Below are 16,589 nucleotides of genomic sequence, written 5' to 3' on the forward strand. Positions count from 1 at the left end.
GCTCGGCGCCTCGGCGCGGCAGACGCGCGCGAGGCCCGCGGCCGCGACGCGCATGAGCTGCGCGCCGGCGGCGAGCAGCGGGGCCTCGGCGGCGCGGATGTCCGCCGCCGCGTAGCCGTCCGCGATCGATCCGGTCTCGCTCACGACGGCGCGATCCGCTCCACCAGCAGGTCCGCCCACGCCCGGTAGACGCGGCCGTAGAGGGTGTCCTCGGGGTTCGGGGCCGTGAACTCGGGGATCCGCCAGGCGGGGAAGGGCACGCTGTCGGCGCGGTTGTGGCGCGCGACGACCCGGCGGGTGCTGCGGTTGAGCGCGTCCGCGTGGCGTCCGACGGGCCCCGCGATGAGCGGCGGCGTGACGGGCGAGATCTCGAGCGGCGGCACCTCCGTGACGAGCACGAGCGCGTCCGCGGGCATGCGCGCCGTCATCGCGGTGATGCACGCGTCGAGCAGCGACTCCCAGAGCGGCGTGGGCGTGAACCGGATGGCGTCGCCGATGCCGAGGGCGAGGACGGCCACGTCGGTGCTCGCCCAGGCGGGGAACGCGTCGACGCCGGCGCGCCAGGAGCGCACGGTGAAGTCGGGGAACGCCTGCACCGACCAGAACACGCCGCGGCCGGTGCGGACGGTGAGCTTGTGGGCGACCTGCCCGGCGACGCCGAGGTCGTGCGACACGGTCTGGTAGCCCACCGCGGTGCCCTCGCCCACGACCGCCAGGCCGTACGGATCCGGCCCCGGCAGCGACCCGGTGGGCGAGTCGCGCGGGAAGGTGGCGCGCCGCATCTCGCGGTAGAGCACGCGGTACTGGAGCCGCCCGATGGTGGCCGACCGGAGCGACGCGAGCGGCCCGGCGGAGAGCGCTCGCGAGCCCGCCGACGGCCGGCCGTCCGGTGCGTCATGCGGGTCGAGGTCGTCGTCGCGACCCGGTTCGGCGTCCGAGGGCTGTGCGCCGGTCATCGCAGCCCATCCTGTCCGTCGTGACGCCCCCGGAATGGGGACGATCGCAGGATATCCCGCGCTCGGGCACCCCCTCCACCTCGCCGGGTGCGGAGGGGGCTGCCGGGACGGCGGATCAGGCCAGGATGTCGCGCACCATGGGCGCGACGATCGTGCCGTAGCGCTCGATCCCGCCCATCATGCGCTCGTGCGAGAACGGGCCGGCGCTGTACTTGAGGTCGAAGCGCGTGGCGCCGACGGCCTTCAGGGTCGCGGCGATCTTGCGGGCGACGGTCTCGGGGGATCCGACGTACAGCGAGCCGTGCTCGATCTCCTGCTCATAGGAGGCGCGGGCGAGCGGCGGCCAGCCGCGGTCCTTGCCGATGCGCGCGTGCATGACCTGGTAGTCGGGGAAGAAAGCCTCGCGCGCCTCGGCGTCGGTCTCGCCGACGTAGCCGGGCGAGTGGATCCCGACGGGCAGGCGCGGCTGCTCGAGCTGGTCGAGAGCGCGCGCGAACAGGTCGGCGTAGGGGGCGAAGCGGTGCGGCTCGCCGCCGATGATCGCGAGCATGAGGGGGAAGCCGTGGCGCGCGGCGCGCACGACGGACTCGGGGCTGCCGCCCACGCCGACCCAGGTCTTGATGCGCTTCGCCGTCTTGGGGAACACGTCGTGCTCCGTGAGGCCGGCGCGCGTGGAGCCGGTCCAGGTGACGGGCGTCTCCTTCACGAGCTCGGCGAACAGGCCCAGCTTCTCCTCGAAGAGCCGCTCGTAGTCGCTCAGCTCGTAGCCGAACAGCGGGAAGGACTCGGTGAAGGATCCGCGGCCGAGGATGACCTCCGCGCGCCCGTCGGACACCGCGTCGAGCGTCGCGAAGCGCTGGAAGACCCGCACCGGGTCGTCGGAGCTGAGCACGGTGACGGCGGATCCGAGGCGGATGCGCGAGGTCTTCGCGGCGATGGCGGCGAGCGCGACCTCGGGGGAGGAGATCGCGTAGTCGTCGCGGTGGTGCTCGCCGAGGCCGATGAAGTCGATGCCGACCCGGTCGGCCAGCACGCCCTCGGCGACGACGTTGCGGATCACCTCGGCGTAGGGCAGCTCCCGGCCGTCCGGTCCGACCGTGACGTCGCCGAACGTGTCCAGTCCGAGCTCGATCTCCTGCGCCATGCTGCCCTATCCATGCGAACGTATGCATCTGGGCCAACTGTAGGGGCGGGGTCGGCATTCCCGCGAATCGCGGCGGGCGGCGTGCCGGGTCAGCCGACGACGGGCTCGGCGCGCGCGATCTCGGTGTCATCGACGCGCGACTCCGGCATCAGCAGCCCCGCGACGACCGTCGCGAGCGCGCACACGCCGACCGCGAGGAACACCGCGCCGGACGCGGCGATCACGGCGTCCGGATCCTTCTGGCCGCCGGCCGACTCCGCGAAGATCGCGTTGGCGATGGCGCCGAAGACGGCCACGCCCACCGCGCTGCCGATCGAGCGCGCGAAGAGGTTCGCGCCCGTGACGACGCCGCGCTCGCCCCAGCCGACGCTCGACTGCGCGCCGATGAGGCTGGGCGTCGCGACGAGGCCGAGCCCGAGGCCCACCACGAAGCAGCCGGCCGCGATCCCGGCGAGCGTGGGCGTGCCGGCGAGCAACGAGATGGATCCGGTGCCGACGATCGTGAGCGCCATGCCGATGAGCACGGTGCGGCGGAACCCGATGCGGAGGTAGAGGCGGCCGGACAGGGATGCGGAGATCGGCCAGCCGATCGTCAGCGCCGCCAGCGCGAGGCCGGACACGAGAGGCGTGACGCCGAGGGATCCCTCGAGGTAGGTGGGCACGTAGGAGGTGAGGCCGATGAGGATCGCGCCGACGCCGAGCGAGACGAGCGTCGTCGTGAGCAGCAGTCGGCGGGAGAAGACCCAGAGCGGCAGCACGGGCTCGGCGGCCCGGCGCTCCACCAGCAGGAACGCGACGATCAGCACGGCGCCGATCGCGAACGCGCCGATGCTGGGTGCGGAGTCCCATGCCCAGGCCTGGCCGCCCTCGAGGACCGCGAGGATCAGGAGGCTGAGGCCGACCGTGAGGAGCGCGGCGCCGGCGTAGTCGACGCGGTGGCGCGTGCGCTCGATGGACTCGTGGAAGCGGCGGACGATCATCCAGCCGGCGAGGAGGCACAGCGGCACGTTGACGAAGAAGATCCACCGCCAGGACGCGAACTCGGAGAACACGCCGCCGAGGGTCGGGCCGACGACGCTGGAGACCGCCCACACGCTCGCGAGGTAGCCCTGCGTCTTCGCGCGCTCGGCGACCGTGTAGATGTCGCCCGCGATGGTGATGGCCATCGGCTGCACGGCACCGGCGCCGAGCCCCTGCAGCGCGCGGAACGCGATCAGCGCCGGCATGCTCCACGCGAACCCGCACAGCACGGATCCGACGAGGAACAGGCCGATGCCGATGAGGATGATCGGCTTCCGCCCCACGGTGTCGCTGAGCTTCGCGTAGAGCGGCACCGACACCGCCTGCGCGAGCAGGTAGATGGAGAACAGCCACGGGAACGAGGCGAAGCCGCCGAGGTCGTCCACGATGGACGGCACCGCGGTGGCGAGGATGGTCGAGTCGATGGCCACGAGGCCCGTCGTCATCATCAGGGCGATGAGGATGGGGCCGCGCTCGGATCGGAATCCGACGCCGCTGGTGTCAGTCATGAGCCTCCCGGGTCGAACGGTGAACGAGCGTGAGGTCGTCGGCATTCCCTCGACGTGCGATCCGTGTGGTCGACTGGGATCCCCACCGGAAGGACCCCCTGTGACGTTCCGCGCGCCCGACGCATTCACCACCCGACCCACGCTCCGCGGCACGTTCGGCATGAGCGCCTCCACGCACTGGCTCGCCTCCGGCACCGGGCAGGCCGTGCTCGAGCGCGGCGGCAACGCGTTCGACGCGGCGGTCGCGAGCGCCTTCGTGCTGCACGTCGTCGAGCCGCACCTCAACGGGCCGGGCGGTGACATGACCGCCGTCGTGCACGTCGCGGGGGACGCGGCGCCGAAGCTCCTCATGGGCCAGGGATCCGCGCCCGCCGCCGCCAGCCCTGAGCGCTTCCGCCAGGAGGGCCTCGACCGCGTGCCCGGCGCGGGAGCGCTCGCCGCCGCCGTGCCCGCCGCGGTTGACGCCTGGCTGCTGCTCCTCCGCGACCACGGCACGTGGGAGCTCGCCGACGCGTGGGCGTTCGCGATCGGGTACGCGCGCGACGGGCACCCGGTGCTGGAGAGCGTGCGCCGCACGATCGCGGGCGTGGGCGACCTGTTCCGCGAGCACTGGTCGGCGTCCGCCGCGTTCTGGATGCCGGACGGCGAGGCGCCCGTCGCCGGGTCGCTTGTGCGGAACCCCGCATGGGCGGCCGCGATGGAGCGGATCCTCGCGGAGGCGTCGACCGCGGCCGGTCCGGACGCGACGCGCGAGCAGCGCATCGAGGCCGCGCGCACCGTGTGGGCGGAGGGCTTCGTCGCGGAGGAGATGGTGGCGAGCGTGCAGGATCCGCACCGGCACTCCACCGGCGCCGACCACGCGGGGCTGATCACCGCCGAGGACCTCGCCTCGTCGCGCGCGTCGTGGGAGGACGCGGTCTCGATCGAGTTCCGCGGGCTGCGGATCTGGAAGACCGATGCGTGGGGCCAGGGGCCGGCGCTGCTGCAGGCGCTCATGATCCTCGACGGGTTCACGGATGAGGAGATCGACCCGGCGACGGCCGCGGGGATCCACCGCATCAGCGAGGCGCAGAAGCTCGCGCTGGCCGACCGCGAGGCGTACTACGGCGACGCCGTGCCGGGCGGCGCGCCCCTCGACGTCCTGCTCAGCGCGGAGTACGCGGCCGAGCGGCGCGCGCTCATCACCGACGAGGCGTCGCACGAGCTGCGGCCCGGACGCGTCGACGGCGTGGAGCCCTTCCTGCCGCCGCTCGTGGTCGAGGGCGACGCGCCCGCATCCGCCGGCGGCACGGGCGAGCCCACGGTCTCCCGCACGGGCGAGACCCGGGGCGACACCTGCCACCTCGACATCGTCGACCGGTGGGGCAACATGATCTCCGCCACGCCCTCCGGCGGCTGGCTGCAGTCGTCGCCGTTCATCCCCGCGCTCGGCTTCTGCCTCGGCACGCGCCTGCAGATGACGTGGCTCGAGCCCGGCGGACCGTCGTCGCTCGTGCCGGGTCGGCGGCCGCGCACGACGCTCACGCCGACCCTCATCACGCGCGAGGGCGAGCCCGTCGAGGCGCTCGGCTCGCCGGGCGGCGACCAGCAGGACCAGTGGCAGCTGCCCTACCTGCTGCGCACGATCGTCGGCGGGTTCTCGCCGCAGCAGGCCGTGGACGCGCCGACGTTCCACACGACGAGCGTCCCCGGATCATTCTGGCCGCGCACCTGGACCCCCGGCGGCCTCGTGGTCGAGGGGCGTGTGGGCGACGACGTGATCGCCGACCTCCGGGCCCGCGGGCACGAGGTGGAGGTCGTCGGCGACTGGACGCTCGGGCGCCTGTCGGCCGTGACGCGCGATCCCGCCACCGGCCTGCTGGGGGCCGCGGCCAACCCGCGCGGGGCGCAGGGGTACGCGGTCGGGCGATGACGATCGACCGGCAGATCGCGTCGGCGCTCATCGCCGACCACGCGCGGCGGCGCGTGGGGAGCGACGCGGCGCTGCGGGCGGCTTCCGCGCCCGGGCGGTTCGTCGCCGAGCCCGATGCCGCGACGCCGTCGGCCGGCGTCGTCCTCGGCTCGTCGGAGCAGCGGAACGCGACGTGCGGCGACGTGGTCGACCTGCGGGTGCTGGCGGTGGATCCCGCGCACCCGTCGGTCGACGCGGGCGCGGCCGTGGATCCCGCCGAGCCCATCGCCGTCCGCTGGCACGGCCGTGGCTGCACGGTCTCGCAGGCGTCCGCGTCCATGCTCGCCGAGCTCGTCGAGGGCCGGACGGCCGCGGAGGCGGCGGCGCTCGTCGTCGAGCTGCGCGCGCTGATCCGCTCCCACGAGCTCCTGCCCGGTGCGGAGGACCGCCTCGGCGACGCCTTCGCCCTGGCCGACTCCGGCCGCTACCCGCTCCGCGGCACGTGCGCGCTGCTCGCGTGGCACGCGCTGGAGGAAGCGCTCGCGCGCTGAGGTGCGATGCGGTCCGCCGTCAGATCCGCCGGTCGACGTCCGCGCCCGTGCTGAGGTCGGCGGCCTCGACGAGCTGCGCGTCGTGGGCGGCCAGGTAGCGGCGCGCTCCCTCGTCGCCGCGCACGGATGCGGCGAGCGGCGCCCAGTGGTCGCGGCCGAGGAGGGCGGGGTGGCCGGGCCGGCCGCGGAACACGGCCTGGCGGAGCGTCGGCGGTTCCACCGTGGCCGCGTCGAGCACCCGGCGCACCGTGGCGGCGTCGAGGTCCGGCACGTCGACGGGGACGACGGCGAGCGCGACGGGCGGCGGATCCAGCGCGGCGGCGGCCCGGAGCGCGGCGCGGAGCGAGGCGGACATGCCGTCGGCCCAGTCGTCGGCGCGGACGACGCCGGCGTCCGCGGCCACCGTCGTGGACCGCAGGAGCGCCTCCGCGTCGTCCGCCCGCGCGCCGAGCACGACGAGCACGGGGGAGCAGCCGGCCCCGGCGAGCGCGGCGATCGCGGTCGCGAGTCACGGCGTGCCGTCGGGATGCGCGGCGAGCGCCTTGGGCTGGCCGAACCGGGTCCCCGCGCCGGCGGCGAGCACGACGCCTGCGATGCGCCGGGCCGATCGCCCGTCGTCGTCCGCGTCCCGTGATCCCGCCATCCGCCCATGGTAGGAGCGCGCTCGCCGGACCCCTGCCGCGCCCTCGCCGCGCCCCGCCGCGTCCAGCCGCGCGGCCTACGCTCGACGCATGGATCCCGACACTGCGTCCGCGCTCGCCCTCACCCTGTCGCTCGGCGTGCCGGTGCTCGCGATCCTCGTCGCCGTCGTCCTCGTCGTCGCCAAGGCCCGGGGTTCCGGCTGGGGCTGGTACCTCGTCGGCTGCACGGTCGTCGCGCTGATGCTGGCCCTCGGCCTCGCGATCCTCGCCACCTGGTCGGCGCAGACGGGGCTTGGCTACCTCGACGAGGGGGTCAGCACGTTCGGGATCGTCCTCATGGGGATCCTCGGCGGTGTCGCCACCTTCGTCGTCGGCGTCATCGCCGGCGTCGTCGGCCTCATCTCGGCCGCCGTCCGCCAGCGCGATCGCGTGCCGTCCTCCGCGCTCGTCCACGGGTGACCCGGCCAGGAGCCGGCCGCGTCGCCCGCGCCGCCACCGGCGTCGCCACCCGTGTCGGCCCGACCGGGACCTTCGCCGCGTTCCTGATCCTCGGCCTCCTCGTCATCACCGCCGCGTCGAGCCTGTTCGCGGGCCTCTACGTCGCCGTGATCGACGACGACAGCGTCGCCCTCCTCGACGAGCCCGCGCTGCACCTGGCCATGGACGTCCGCTCGCCGTGGCTCGACACCGCCGTCACGATCTTCACGGAGGCCGCGGGCGTCTACGCCGTGCCGATCGTGGGCGTCGCGGTGATCGTCGCGCTCGCGATCCGCCGGCGCCAGTGGGTGCCGGTCGTGCTCGGGCTCACCGCGGGCGCCGGATCCCTGCTCATGACCGAGGTCGGCAAGGAGCTCGTCGGCCGCGACCGCCCGCCGCGCGCCGACGCCGTGCCGCCCTACGAGACGTCGCCGTCGTTCCCCTCCGGACACACCCTCAACGCGAGCGTGGTCGCCGGGATCGTCGCCTACCTGCTCGTGCTCCGGCAGATGCGGCGAGCCGCGCGCGTGCTCACCTACGTCGTCGCCATCGCCTTCGCCGCCTCCGTGAGCCTCAGCCGCGTCTACCTCGGCCACCACTGGCTCACCGACGTCATCGCGGGGTGGCTGCTCGCGCTCGCGTGGCTCGCCCTCATCGTGGTGGCGCATCGGGTGCGGCTGCGGCTGCTGGAGGCGCGCGAGCGGGAGCGCGACGACCGCGGCGCGTGATCTCCGCGGACGTCAGCGGGCCGACACCCGCCGCCCCTGCACGTGCACGGCCGCGATGGCCGGCTCGCGCAGACCCATCAGCAGGGTGAAGAGGATCTGGTCCGTGGCGCGCGCGTCGTCGTCCGCGCGGATCCCATGGGCGAGCGTGAGGGCGAGCGGCTCCCAGAGGTCCGGCGTGATCGTCAGGAAGTCGGCGTCCTTGCCCACGTCGAGGTTGCCGTAGCGCTCCTCCATGTCGAGCGCTCGGGCGCCCGCGAGCGTGCCGGTGAAGAGGAGCTCTGCGGCGTCGATCTCCACGCCCGCGCCGCCGGGCTCCGACAGGTGCACCTTGAACGCGTCGTTGAGCACGCGGGAGATGAGCCACTCGTCGCCGGCGCCCACGTCGGATCCGATCGCCACGTTCACGCCGGACGCCACCGTGCGCCGCCACGGCATGGTGCCGCTCCCGAGGAACTGCTGCGACGTCGGGCAGTGCGCGATGCTGCTGCCGGTCTCGGCGAGGCGCGCGAGCTCGGAGTCCTGGCAGTGCACCGCGTGGGCGAAGACGCTGCGGCGGCCGAGGAGGCTGGATCCGCCGCGCTCCGACCCCGGCAGGAAGAGCCCGTCGTAGGTGTCGAGGTAGGTGTCGGTGCCGAAGACCTCGCGGACGGCGGCGATCTCGCCGGTGCCCGGCCGGTCGTTCTCGTTGAGGTGCGAGTGGAAGTGGACGCCCTCGCCGCGCGCCACGTCGTACAGCTCGCCGAGCCCGCGGAGCGTCGTCGGCGTCACCGACAGGCTGAACCGCGGCACGATCGCGACCTGGAGCGTCGCCGTCGTCGCGTCGCCCGTGTCGACGGCGTGCCAGCGGTCGATCTCCGCGCAGGAGAGCGCGATCGCGTCCTCCTCCGACGTGAGGAGCGGGGTGGCGGGGCCGGAGCCGACGGTCTGGATCCCGCGGCCGCTCACGAGCCGGAGGCCCGCGTCGCGGGAGGCCTCGAACAGGGCGTCCTGGGCGTGCGGGAACGCGGATCCGAACACGAGCGCGCTCGTCGTCCCCGCGCGGACGCGGCTCCGCGTGAAGTCCGCCGCGATCATGCGCGCGAAGCCCTCGTCCTCGAGTCGCGCCTCCGACGGGAACACGCACGTGTCGAGCCACTCGAGGAGCTGGCCGCCGCCGTGCGCGCTCGTCGTGTAGGTCTGCGGGAAGTGCACGTGCGCGTCGACGAAGCCGGGGATCAGGAAGTCGGACGCGTCGCCGTGCACGGGCGCGTCGGCGAACTCCGCGGGGAGGTCGCGGAAGGGGCCGACCCACGCGATCCGGCCGGCGTCGTCGACCGCGAGCGCGCCGTCGGGGACGGAGACGAGGTGGCGCCGGGCGTCCTGGACGAGCGGGGACCCCGTGATGTGGAGGACGTGGCCGCGGTGGACGGCGCGGCGGGCGACCGGCGCGGGTGCGGGCGCGGCGGGGGAGGGCGTGGTGCGGTGGTCGCTCATGCGGATCCGTTCGCTGGGATGGTGCGCGGCGGTGCGGGGCTGCGGGCACAGGAGGGGCTCGCGCGGAGGGCGGGATCCCGCTGTGGCGCGATGCTGCGCGGCGGGCGGGATCGGGTGCCCGGTCGATGGTCGGCCGGGGAGCGGGCTCTGCGATCCGACACGCCGGGCGTGTCCGCGGCGCTCAGGAAGCGGTGACCCTTCTCCGCCCGCTCACGCCGGCGGGCGTCGTCCCGGTCCGGTGGCCGCGGCCGAGCCCGAGTCGGCGTCGTCCGGATCCGCCGCGGCCGGTGCGTCGGGGGCGTGATCCTGGTCGAGCAGCGGCTGCAGCAGCACGTCGATCTCCGCGACCCGGCGTCGGCGCACCACGGCCATGCCCGCGACCGTGACGGCGATCACCGCGGGCAGGGTCCAGGCGAGGGGCGGCCCGCCGAGCACGCCGACGGCGACGGTGCCGCCGAGGAGCACCGCCGCGACGAGCACCGCCCAGGGACCGCCGAGCTGGTCGTGGACCTCGCGCCGGCGGAGCAGCAGCCACCGCCAGGAGTCGGCGTCGGCGTCGGCGTCGGCGGGAAGCCGTCCGTCGTCGATCGCCTCGGAGACGTCGACGAACCGGATGCGGGGCGGGGCCGCGCGACGTCGCCGGGAGAGGACGAACGTGAGGATGAGCCCGACGACCGCGCCGACCGTGAGCGTCGCCACGATCCGGTCGAGATCCACCTCGTGGCCGAGCGCGACCCGCGAGTAAATCAGGATCGCGGCGTAGGCGAGGGCGACGCCCATCGCGGGCACGATCGCGGGCGCGTCGGCGAGCCGGCGGCGGGCGCGCCGCAGCCGGCCGTGCGTCTTGCGTGCGGTGCCGGTCACGGTCGGGCGCGGATCAGGCGCCGGCGGGGCGCGTCGGCGCGGCGTCCGCGGCAGCCCCGCGGGCGCCGTCGCGCTCGCGCAGCTGGTGGAGCAGGCCGTCGATGCGGGGGATGGCACGGCGCGCCTGCACGAGCACGCCGATGCCGAGCCCGACGAACACGACGATCACGAGCCAGCCGATCGGGCTGCCGGGCTCGAGCACGAGGAGCGCGACGCCCATCGCGATGAACACCAGGAACAGGAGGGGTGTCAGCCACAGGGAGCGACGGAACTGGCCGCGCCGCCACTCGAGCGCGGGGATCCACACGCCCGGGTCGGCTGCGAGCGGCGCCTGTCCGGACCTGATCGCCGCGGTGACGTCGGCTGAGGTCGATGCCCCTCCGCCCCGACGGCGCTGCCAGGCGATCACGGCGACCATGACGCCGCCGAAGAGGAGCGACCCGATGAAGCGCCCGATGATGCCGGCGACGGAGAGGCCGTCACCCGTGATGACAAGGTCGATGCCCGTGCGGAGCACGAAGTAGAAGGCGGTGACGACGAGGAACACGCCCCCGAGCGACGCGCGTTCGAACCGCTCTTGCAGGCCCTTCATCGGGCGGAGGCGGTGTCGGGGCGGGCGCGGTGGGTCATCGTGTCTCCTCGGAAGCGGTGCGGGTGATGCGCACGCCGGATCGAGGTCGGCGCGAGTCGACCCTATCCAGCAGCCGGGGGAATCCGGTCCTCGGGGGTGGGCGGCGCCCAGGCGGCCCGGCGCTCCTCGTCTCGGCGGACCTGCTCCTGCAGCGGGATGAGCAGGGCGTCCACGCGGTCGCGGCGGAGTGCACGGGAGACGATCAGCGATGCGGCATACGTGGCGAAGACGGCCAGGAGGATGAGGAACGCCGCGTCGGACGCGCCGAACGGGCGCGAGCGCGGCAGGAACGCCAGACCGACGAAGAGCAGGAGCGTGATCGGGAGGACCCACGCGTCGTGCCGGATCTCCCGACGTCGACGTTCCAGCGCATCGCGCCACACGACCAGGTCCGCTCCCGCCGGCAGCTCGCCGTCCTCGGCGGCCTCCGACACCTCGACCTCGCGCGGCGCCCCGGGCCAGCTCAGGCGGCGGATCCAGAGCGCTCCCACCCGCACGGAGCCGAGGAGCACCGCGACGACGCCGCGGAAGACGATCGACCCGGGGTCGTCCGACGGCTGCCCGATGCCGAACGCTGTCAGCCACACGAAGATCACGACGGCGACGACCAGCACCTGCACGACCGCGGGCGCGTCGGCCCACGCGCGGCGGATGCGCCGGAACAGCGGCTGCGGACGGTCGGGTGCGGTCGGCATCATGGGTCCCCCTCATGCGGCGCCGGATGCGGCGCGCGACACCTGAGGGAGGATCCCCCCGGCATCCGCGTCCCACCCTACGCAGGGGCCGTGCGAGGCTTGACGCGGGCGGTAGCCTTCCGATCCGTCGAGCGGCCGCCCTTCCGCCCGTCCCGCGCCCGACCGTCGGCGCTCCCGTCCCGCGCCCGCTCGCCGGCGCTCCCGTCCGGAGGTGCCGTGCTCGAGATCGCCGCGGAGGTGCTCGACGCCCTCGCCGACGGCCGGCGCCTCGCCGTCGCGTGGGTCACCGACGTGCTCGGCAGCGCGCCCCGCACGGCCGGCACGGCGATGGCGGTCGACGACCGGGGCCGCGTCATCGGATCCATCTCCGGCGGATGCGTCGAGGGCGCGGTCATCGAGGTCGCGACCGGCGTGCTCGACGACGGGGCGCCCGCGCTCACGTCGTTCGGCGTCAGCGACGACGACGCGTTCCAGGTCGGGCTCACCTGCGGCGGGCGGATCGGCGTGGTCGTCGTGGAGGTCGCGCCCGCCGGCGACGCGCGGTCGCCCGTGCCCGACGCCGTGCGCGCCGCGCTCGAGGACGCCCGCGCCGGACGCGCCGCATCGCTCGCGCTCGTGCTGGAGGGACCGGCCGTCGGCACGTGGGTCACCGCGGACGCCGACCCCGTGGGCGCCGACCCCGCCCGCCGGATCCGCGCCGAGCTCGCCGCCCGCCTCGCGGCCGGCCGCTCGGGCACCACGGAGGTCGACTGCGCCGACGGCCCAATGCGGGTCCTGCACCTCGTCGCCGCCCCGCCGCCCCGGCTGATCGTCTTCGGCGCCGTCGACTTCTCCGCCGCCCTCGCCGACGCGGCCGCCCTGCTGGGATACCGCGTCACCGTGTGCGACGCCCGGCCCGCCTTCGCGACCCGCGCGCGCTTCCCGACGGCCCACGAGGTCGTCGCCGAGTGGCCGGACGAGTACCTGGCGCGCACCGAGGTCGACGCCCGCACCGTGATCTGCGTGCTCACCCACGACGACCGCTTCGACGTGCCGCTGCTCGTCGCCGCACTCCGCCTTCCGGTCGCGTTCGTCGGGGCGATGGGATCCCGCGCCACCGACGTCCGCCGCCGCGCGCTGCTCGTGGAGGAGGGCCTGACGGACACCGAGCTCGCGCGGCTGCGCTCGCCCATCGGCCTCGACATCGGCGCGTCGACGCCCCAGGAGACGGCCGTCTCGATCCTCGCGGAGGTGCTCGCCGCGCGCGCCGGCACCGAGGGCGCGCCGCTGACGACGACCACCGGGCCGATCCACGGGGAGACCGCATGACCGCCGCATCCGCTGCGTCCGCGGGCGCGCGCGCACCCCAGCCCGGCCTCGCCCGCCGCCTCGGCCTCCTCGACGCCACCGTCCTCGGCCTCGGCCTCGGCGCGATGATCGGCGCCGGGATCTTCGCGGTCATGCCCGCCGCCGCCCGTGCGGCAGGCTCCGGCCTCCTCGTCGGCCTCGCGATCGCCGCGGTCGTCGCGTTCTGCAACGCCACCGCGTCCGCGCAGCTCGCCGCGCGCTACCCGTCGTCCGGCGGCTCGTACCTCTACGGCCGCGAGCGCCTGGGGGAGTGGCCGGGCTTCCTCGCGGGCTGGTCGTTCGTGATCGGCAAGACCGCGAGCTGCGCGGCCATGGCCCTCACCTTCGCCGCGTACGCCGTGCCCGCGGCCTGGCAGCGGCCCGTCGCCGCGCTCGCCGTGACGGCCCTCGCAGTCGTGGGCTGCCTCGGCGTGACCCGCACGGCCCGGCTCGCCCGCGTGATCATCACGGTGGTCCTCGCCGTGATCGCGCTCGTGCTGGTCGCCGGCCTCGTCGCGGGCGGGCCGGAAGCCGCCGCCGAGCAGGTCGCGGGCGTCGTCGACACCACGCCCTATGGGGTCCTCCAGTCGGCCGGGCTCCTGTTCTTCGCCTTCGCGGGCTACGCGCGCATCGCGACCATGGGGGAGGAGGTGCGGGATCCCGCCCGCACCATCCCGCGCGCGATCCTCCTCGCGCTCGGCGGCGCGCTCGTCGTGTACGCGCTCGTCGCCGTGACGCTGCTCGGGGTGCTCGGCCAGGCGCGGCTCGGCGGATCCACCGCGCCGCTCGCGGACGTCGTGCGCGACGCGGGCTGGTCATGGGCGGTGCCGGTCGTGGGTGTGGGCGCGGCCGCCGCGTGCCTCGGTGCGCTGCTCGCGCTCCTCCCCGGGATCGGGCGCACGTCTCTCGCGATGGCCCGCGAGGGCGACCTGCCGCGCGGGCTCGCGGTCGTGCACCCGCGGTACCGGGTGCCGCAGCGGGCCGAGATCGCGGTCGCGGTGGTGGTCGTCGCGCTCGTGCTCACGGTGAACCTCCGCGGCGTCGTCGGCTTCTCGTCGTTCGGCGTGCTGCTGTACTACGTGGTCGCCAACGCCGCCGCCTTCACGCAGGAGCGGGCCGACCGGCGGTATCCGCGGGCGCTGCAGGTGGTCGGGGTCGTCGGCTGCCTGGTGCTCGTGGCGACGCTGCCCGGGGTGTCCATCGGGGTGGGCGCCGGCGTGCTGCTGGTCGGCGTGGTCGGGCGCGCGATCGTCCTCGCCCGGCGGCAGCGCGGGGCGCAGGCGCGCTGACCGGGCCCCGCCGCATCCGCTACTCCCGCGTCCCGCGCTCCCCGAGCGTCGTCGGGCTGTCGAAGCGCGGCTGCAGGCCGCCGCCGTGCAGGAGCCGCCACACGCGGTCCCGCGACATCGGCAGGTCGTGCGGGCGGATCCCGATGGCGTCGCGCACCGCGTTCGCCAGCGCGGGAGCGACCGGGTTGTAGGGCGCCTCGCTCATCGACTTGGCGCCGTGCGGGCCGAGGTCGTCGTGCGTGCGGGCGAAGAGCACCTCGGTCACGGGCAGGTCGGCGAGCTGGGGGATGTGGTAGTTCCGCAGCACGTCCGTGAGGATCCGCCCCTCGCCGTCGTGCACGACCTCCTCGTACACGGCCGTGCCGATCGCCTGCGCCGTGCCGCCCTCGACCTGGCCGCGCAGCTGCGCCGGGTTCAGCACGGTGCCGGCGTCGACGGCCTGCACGGAGCGGAGGATGCGGACCTCGCCCGTCGCGGGATCCACCGCCACCCGGAACGCGTGCACGTTGAACGCGAGGGAGCGGAGCGCGCCGTCCTCGTGCGCCTGCGCTGCGAGGCCGTCGGGGCCCGCCAGCTCGGCGATCGGCACGGACACGTCGCCCGCGACGAGCGCGTCCGGTGTGAGCGCGAACGCGGCGGCGGCGATCCCCGTGCGCGCGGCGGCCGCCTCCCGCAGCAGGTCGGCGAGCGCGGTCGCGGCGACGTGCACGGCCTTGCCCGCGACGACCGTGCCCGCGGAGCCGAACGCGCCCGTGTCGTAGCGCGTGACGTCGGTGTCGGACTGGCGGATGCGGATCCGGCCGGGCGTCGTCCCGAGCGCGGTCGCGGCGAGCTGCGCGTGCACGGTCGTCGTGCCGTTGCCGAACTCGGCCGTGCCCACCGACACCGTCACCGTGCCGTCCGCGGCCATCGCCACGGTCACGTCGGCGAAGTGCCCGCGCGGCGGCATGGTGGCGATCATCGCCGCGGCCATGCCCTCGCCCACGAGCCAGCGGTCGCCGGCCGGCACGGGATCCCCGCCGCCGTCGCCCAGCGCCCGCTCGGCGAGGTCGAGGCACTGGTCGAGCCCGTAGCTGCCGCCGAAGCCGAGGTCGGGACCCTCCGCCTCCGTGATGATCAGCGGGTCGCCGGGCACGACCGCGTTCCGCCGCCGGATCTCGAAGCCCGAGATGCCGAGCCGCCGCGCCAGCTCGTCGAGCGCGGAGTCGACCGCGAAGATCACCTGCCCGAGGCCGTAGCCGCGGAACGCGCCCGACGGCAGGTTGTTCGTGTAGACGCTCTGCGCGTCCACGCGCTTGGCCGGCGACCGGTAGAGGGTGATCGACTCGTTGCAGCCGTGGAACATGACGCCCGGCCCGTGGTTGCCGTACGCGCCCGTGTCGCTGAGCACGTCGACCGCGAGCGCCGTGAGGAGGCCGTCGGAGGTGGCGCCGACCGTGACGCCCACGCGCATCGGGTGCCGCGACGGCGACAGCGTGAACTCGTCCGACCGCGTGAACTCCAGCTGCACCGGGCGTCCGGTCGCGAGCACCGCGAGGGTGACGACGTCCTCGGTGAGGATCTCCTGCTTGCCGCCGAACCCGCCGCCCACGCGGGCCGTGAAGACGCGCACCCGCTCGGGCTCCAGCTCGAACAGGCGGCAGATCTCGCGCTGCACGAGGAACGGGACCTGCGAGCTGGTGCGGAGGACCAGGCGGCCCTCCTCCATCCAGCCCACGGTCGCGTGCGTCTCGAGGTGCGTGTGCGCGACGCGCTGCGTGGACCACGTGCCCGAGACCACCTCGGCGGCGCGGGCGAGCCCGGCCGCCACATCGCCGTGCTCGCCGTGCATCTCGGCGACGATGTTGCGCTGCGGGTCGGCGAGGCGCGAGACGGCCGGATCCTTGTCGCCGTGCACGAGGGGCGCGCCCGGCCGCCGCGCCTCGTCGGGGTCGAAGACGGCGGGGAGGACCTCGTAGTCCACCCGCACCAGGCGCACGGCGGCCTCCGCGATGCCCACGTCGTCGGCGATCACGGCCGCGACGCGCTGCCCGCGGAACCGCACGACGTCGTCGAAGACGCGGCTGTCGTCGGGGTCGTCGAAGCGGTCCTCGTGCCGGGCGGACGAGTAGAGCGTCGCGGGGGAGTCGTGGTGGGTGAGCACGGCGTGCACGCCCGGCAGCGCGAGCGCCTCCGACGTGTCGATGGAGCGGATGCGGGCGTGCGGGTGCGGGCTCCGCACCAGGCTCGCGTGCAGGAGGCCGGGGACCTGGACGTCGAGCGTGTACGGCTCGAGGCCGCTGACGACGCGCTCGCTCGCGGGCGCGTGCAGCGACGTGCCGACGCGGCCGGTCTGGGCGCGCTCGGCGGCGCGGGCATCGTCGCCGCTGCCGTCGGCGGCCGTCGCGGCGGACC

16 protein-coding genes are annotated in these 16,589 nt (G+C 75.2%); 6 read left to right on the forward strand and 10 right to left on the reverse strand.

Features of this window, described 5'->3' with window-relative positions; all coding sequences use genetic code 11:
* Positions 1-140 precede the first annotated feature (140 nt).
* From HDR73_RS07235 to HDR73_RS07245, 3 genes are all read right to left on the reverse strand, one after another.
* Positions 141-956 carry an SGNH/GDSL hydrolase family protein gene (locus HDR73_RS07235; protein WP_012298688.1) on the reverse strand — a complete coding sequence of 272 codons (816 nt, stop codon included), beginning with the start codon at positions 954-956 and terminating at the stop codon, positions 141-143.
* Between the two features lie 115 nt (positions 957-1,071).
* On the reverse strand, positions 1,072-2,100 hold the full coding sequence (locus HDR73_RS07240; protein ID WP_012298689.1) for an LLM class flavin-dependent oxidoreductase: 1,029 nt from the start codon (positions 2,098-2,100) through the stop codon (positions 1,072-1,074).
* A gap of 89 nt (positions 2,101-2,189) precedes the next feature.
* A complete protein-coding gene (locus HDR73_RS07245; RefSeq protein ID WP_041464479.1) occupies positions 2,190-3,629 on the reverse strand; it encodes an MDR family MFS transporter in 1,440 nt (479 codons plus the stop codon).
* A gap of 100 nt (positions 3,630-3,729) precedes the next feature.
* Here HDR73_RS07245 and HDR73_RS07250 point away from each other — a divergent pair, with 100 nt between their 5' ends.
* Positions 3,730-5,541, forward strand: coding sequence for a gamma-glutamyltransferase family protein (locus HDR73_RS07250; protein WP_041464480.1), 1,812 nt, complete (start codon positions 3,730-3,732; stop codon positions 5,539-5,541).
* Positions 5,538-6,071 carry an iron-sulfur cluster scaffold-like protein gene (locus HDR73_RS07255; protein WP_012298692.1) on the forward strand — a complete coding sequence of 178 codons (534 nt, stop codon included), beginning with the start codon at positions 5,538-5,540 and terminating at the stop codon, positions 6,069-6,071. Before HDR73_RS07250 ends, HDR73_RS07255 begins: the two co-directional genes overlap by 4 nt.
* Positions 6,072-6,090: 19 nt before the next feature.
* On the opposite strand, the gene HDR73_RS07260 is transcribed toward HDR73_RS07255, so the two are convergent.
* A complete protein-coding gene (locus tag HDR73_RS07260; protein ID WP_223842773.1) occupies positions 6,091-6,567 on the reverse strand; it encodes a nucleotidyltransferase family protein in 477 nt (158 codons plus the stop codon).
* Positions 6,568-6,579: 12 nt separating this feature from the next.
* The gene (locus tag HDR73_RS07265; protein WP_256890529.1) at positions 6,580-6,714 is read right to left on the reverse strand and encodes a hypothetical protein; all 135 of its coding nucleotides are present in this window, start codon (positions 6,712-6,714) and stop codon (positions 6,580-6,582) included.
* Between the two features lie 88 nt (positions 6,715-6,802).
* Here HDR73_RS07265 and HDR73_RS07270 point away from each other — a divergent pair, with 88 nt between their 5' ends.
* Together HDR73_RS07270 and HDR73_RS07275 are read left to right on the forward strand one after the other, a co-directional pair.
* Positions 6,803-7,171 carry a hypothetical protein gene (locus tag HDR73_RS07270; protein WP_012298693.1) on the forward strand — a complete coding sequence of 123 codons (369 nt, stop codon included), beginning with the start codon at positions 6,803-6,805 and terminating at the stop codon, positions 7,169-7,171.
* A complete protein-coding gene (locus HDR73_RS07275) occupies positions 7,168-7,917 on the forward strand; it encodes a phosphatase PAP2 family protein (RefSeq protein ID WP_012298694.1) in 750 nt (249 codons plus the stop codon). Before HDR73_RS07270 ends, HDR73_RS07275 begins: the two co-directional genes overlap by 4 nt.
* Positions 7,918-7,929: 12 nt before the next feature.
* Here the strand turns inward: HDR73_RS07275 and HDR73_RS07280 are convergent, their stop codons facing one another.
* The 4 genes from HDR73_RS07280 to HDR73_RS07295 form a co-directional block, all read right to left on the reverse strand.
* On the reverse strand, positions 7,930-9,390 hold the full coding sequence (locus HDR73_RS07280; protein WP_012298695.1) for an amidohydrolase family protein: 1,461 nt from the start codon (positions 9,388-9,390) through the stop codon (positions 7,930-7,932).
* A 210-nt stretch (positions 9,391-9,600) separates the two neighbouring features.
* Entirely contained in the window at positions 9,601-10,254 is a 654-nt protein-coding gene (locus tag HDR73_RS07285; protein ID WP_012298696.1) for a hypothetical protein, read from the reverse strand.
* A gap of 13 nt (positions 10,255-10,267) precedes the next feature.
* Complete coding sequence (locus tag HDR73_RS07290) at positions 10,268-10,846, reverse strand: hypothetical protein (protein WP_012298697.1); 579 nt, start codon at positions 10,844-10,846, stop codon at positions 10,268-10,270.
* A gap of 101 nt (positions 10,847-10,947) precedes the next feature.
* A complete protein-coding gene (locus HDR73_RS07295; RefSeq protein WP_012298698.1) occupies positions 10,948-11,583 on the reverse strand; it encodes a hypothetical protein in 636 nt (211 codons plus the stop codon).
* 213 nt (positions 11,584-11,796) lie between these two features.
* On the opposite strand from HDR73_RS07295, the gene HDR73_RS07300 reads away from it, so the two are divergent.
* Together HDR73_RS07300 and HDR73_RS07305 are read left to right on the forward strand one after the other, a co-directional pair.
* Positions 11,797-12,888, forward strand: a complete 1,092-nt coding sequence (locus HDR73_RS07300) for an XdhC family protein (protein ID WP_041464481.1) — start codon at positions 11,797-11,799, stop codon at positions 12,886-12,888.
* Entirely contained in the window at positions 12,885-14,195 is a 1,311-nt protein-coding gene (locus tag HDR73_RS07305; RefSeq protein ID WP_012298700.1) for an APC family permease, read from the forward strand. Before HDR73_RS07300 ends, HDR73_RS07305 begins: the two co-directional genes overlap by 4 nt.
* A 19-nt stretch (positions 14,196-14,214) precedes the next feature.
* Here the strand turns inward: HDR73_RS07305 and HDR73_RS07310 are convergent.
* A partial coding sequence (locus HDR73_RS07310) for a xanthine dehydrogenase family protein molybdopterin-binding subunit (RefSeq protein ID WP_287136297.1) occupies positions 14,215-16,589 on the reverse strand: 2,375 nt, incomplete at its 5' end.

The organism is Clavibacter sp. (assembly GCF_014802555.1).
GTDB classification, from domain to species: Bacteria; Actinomycetota; Actinomycetes; order Actinomycetales; family Microbacteriaceae; genus Clavibacter; species Clavibacter sepedonicus.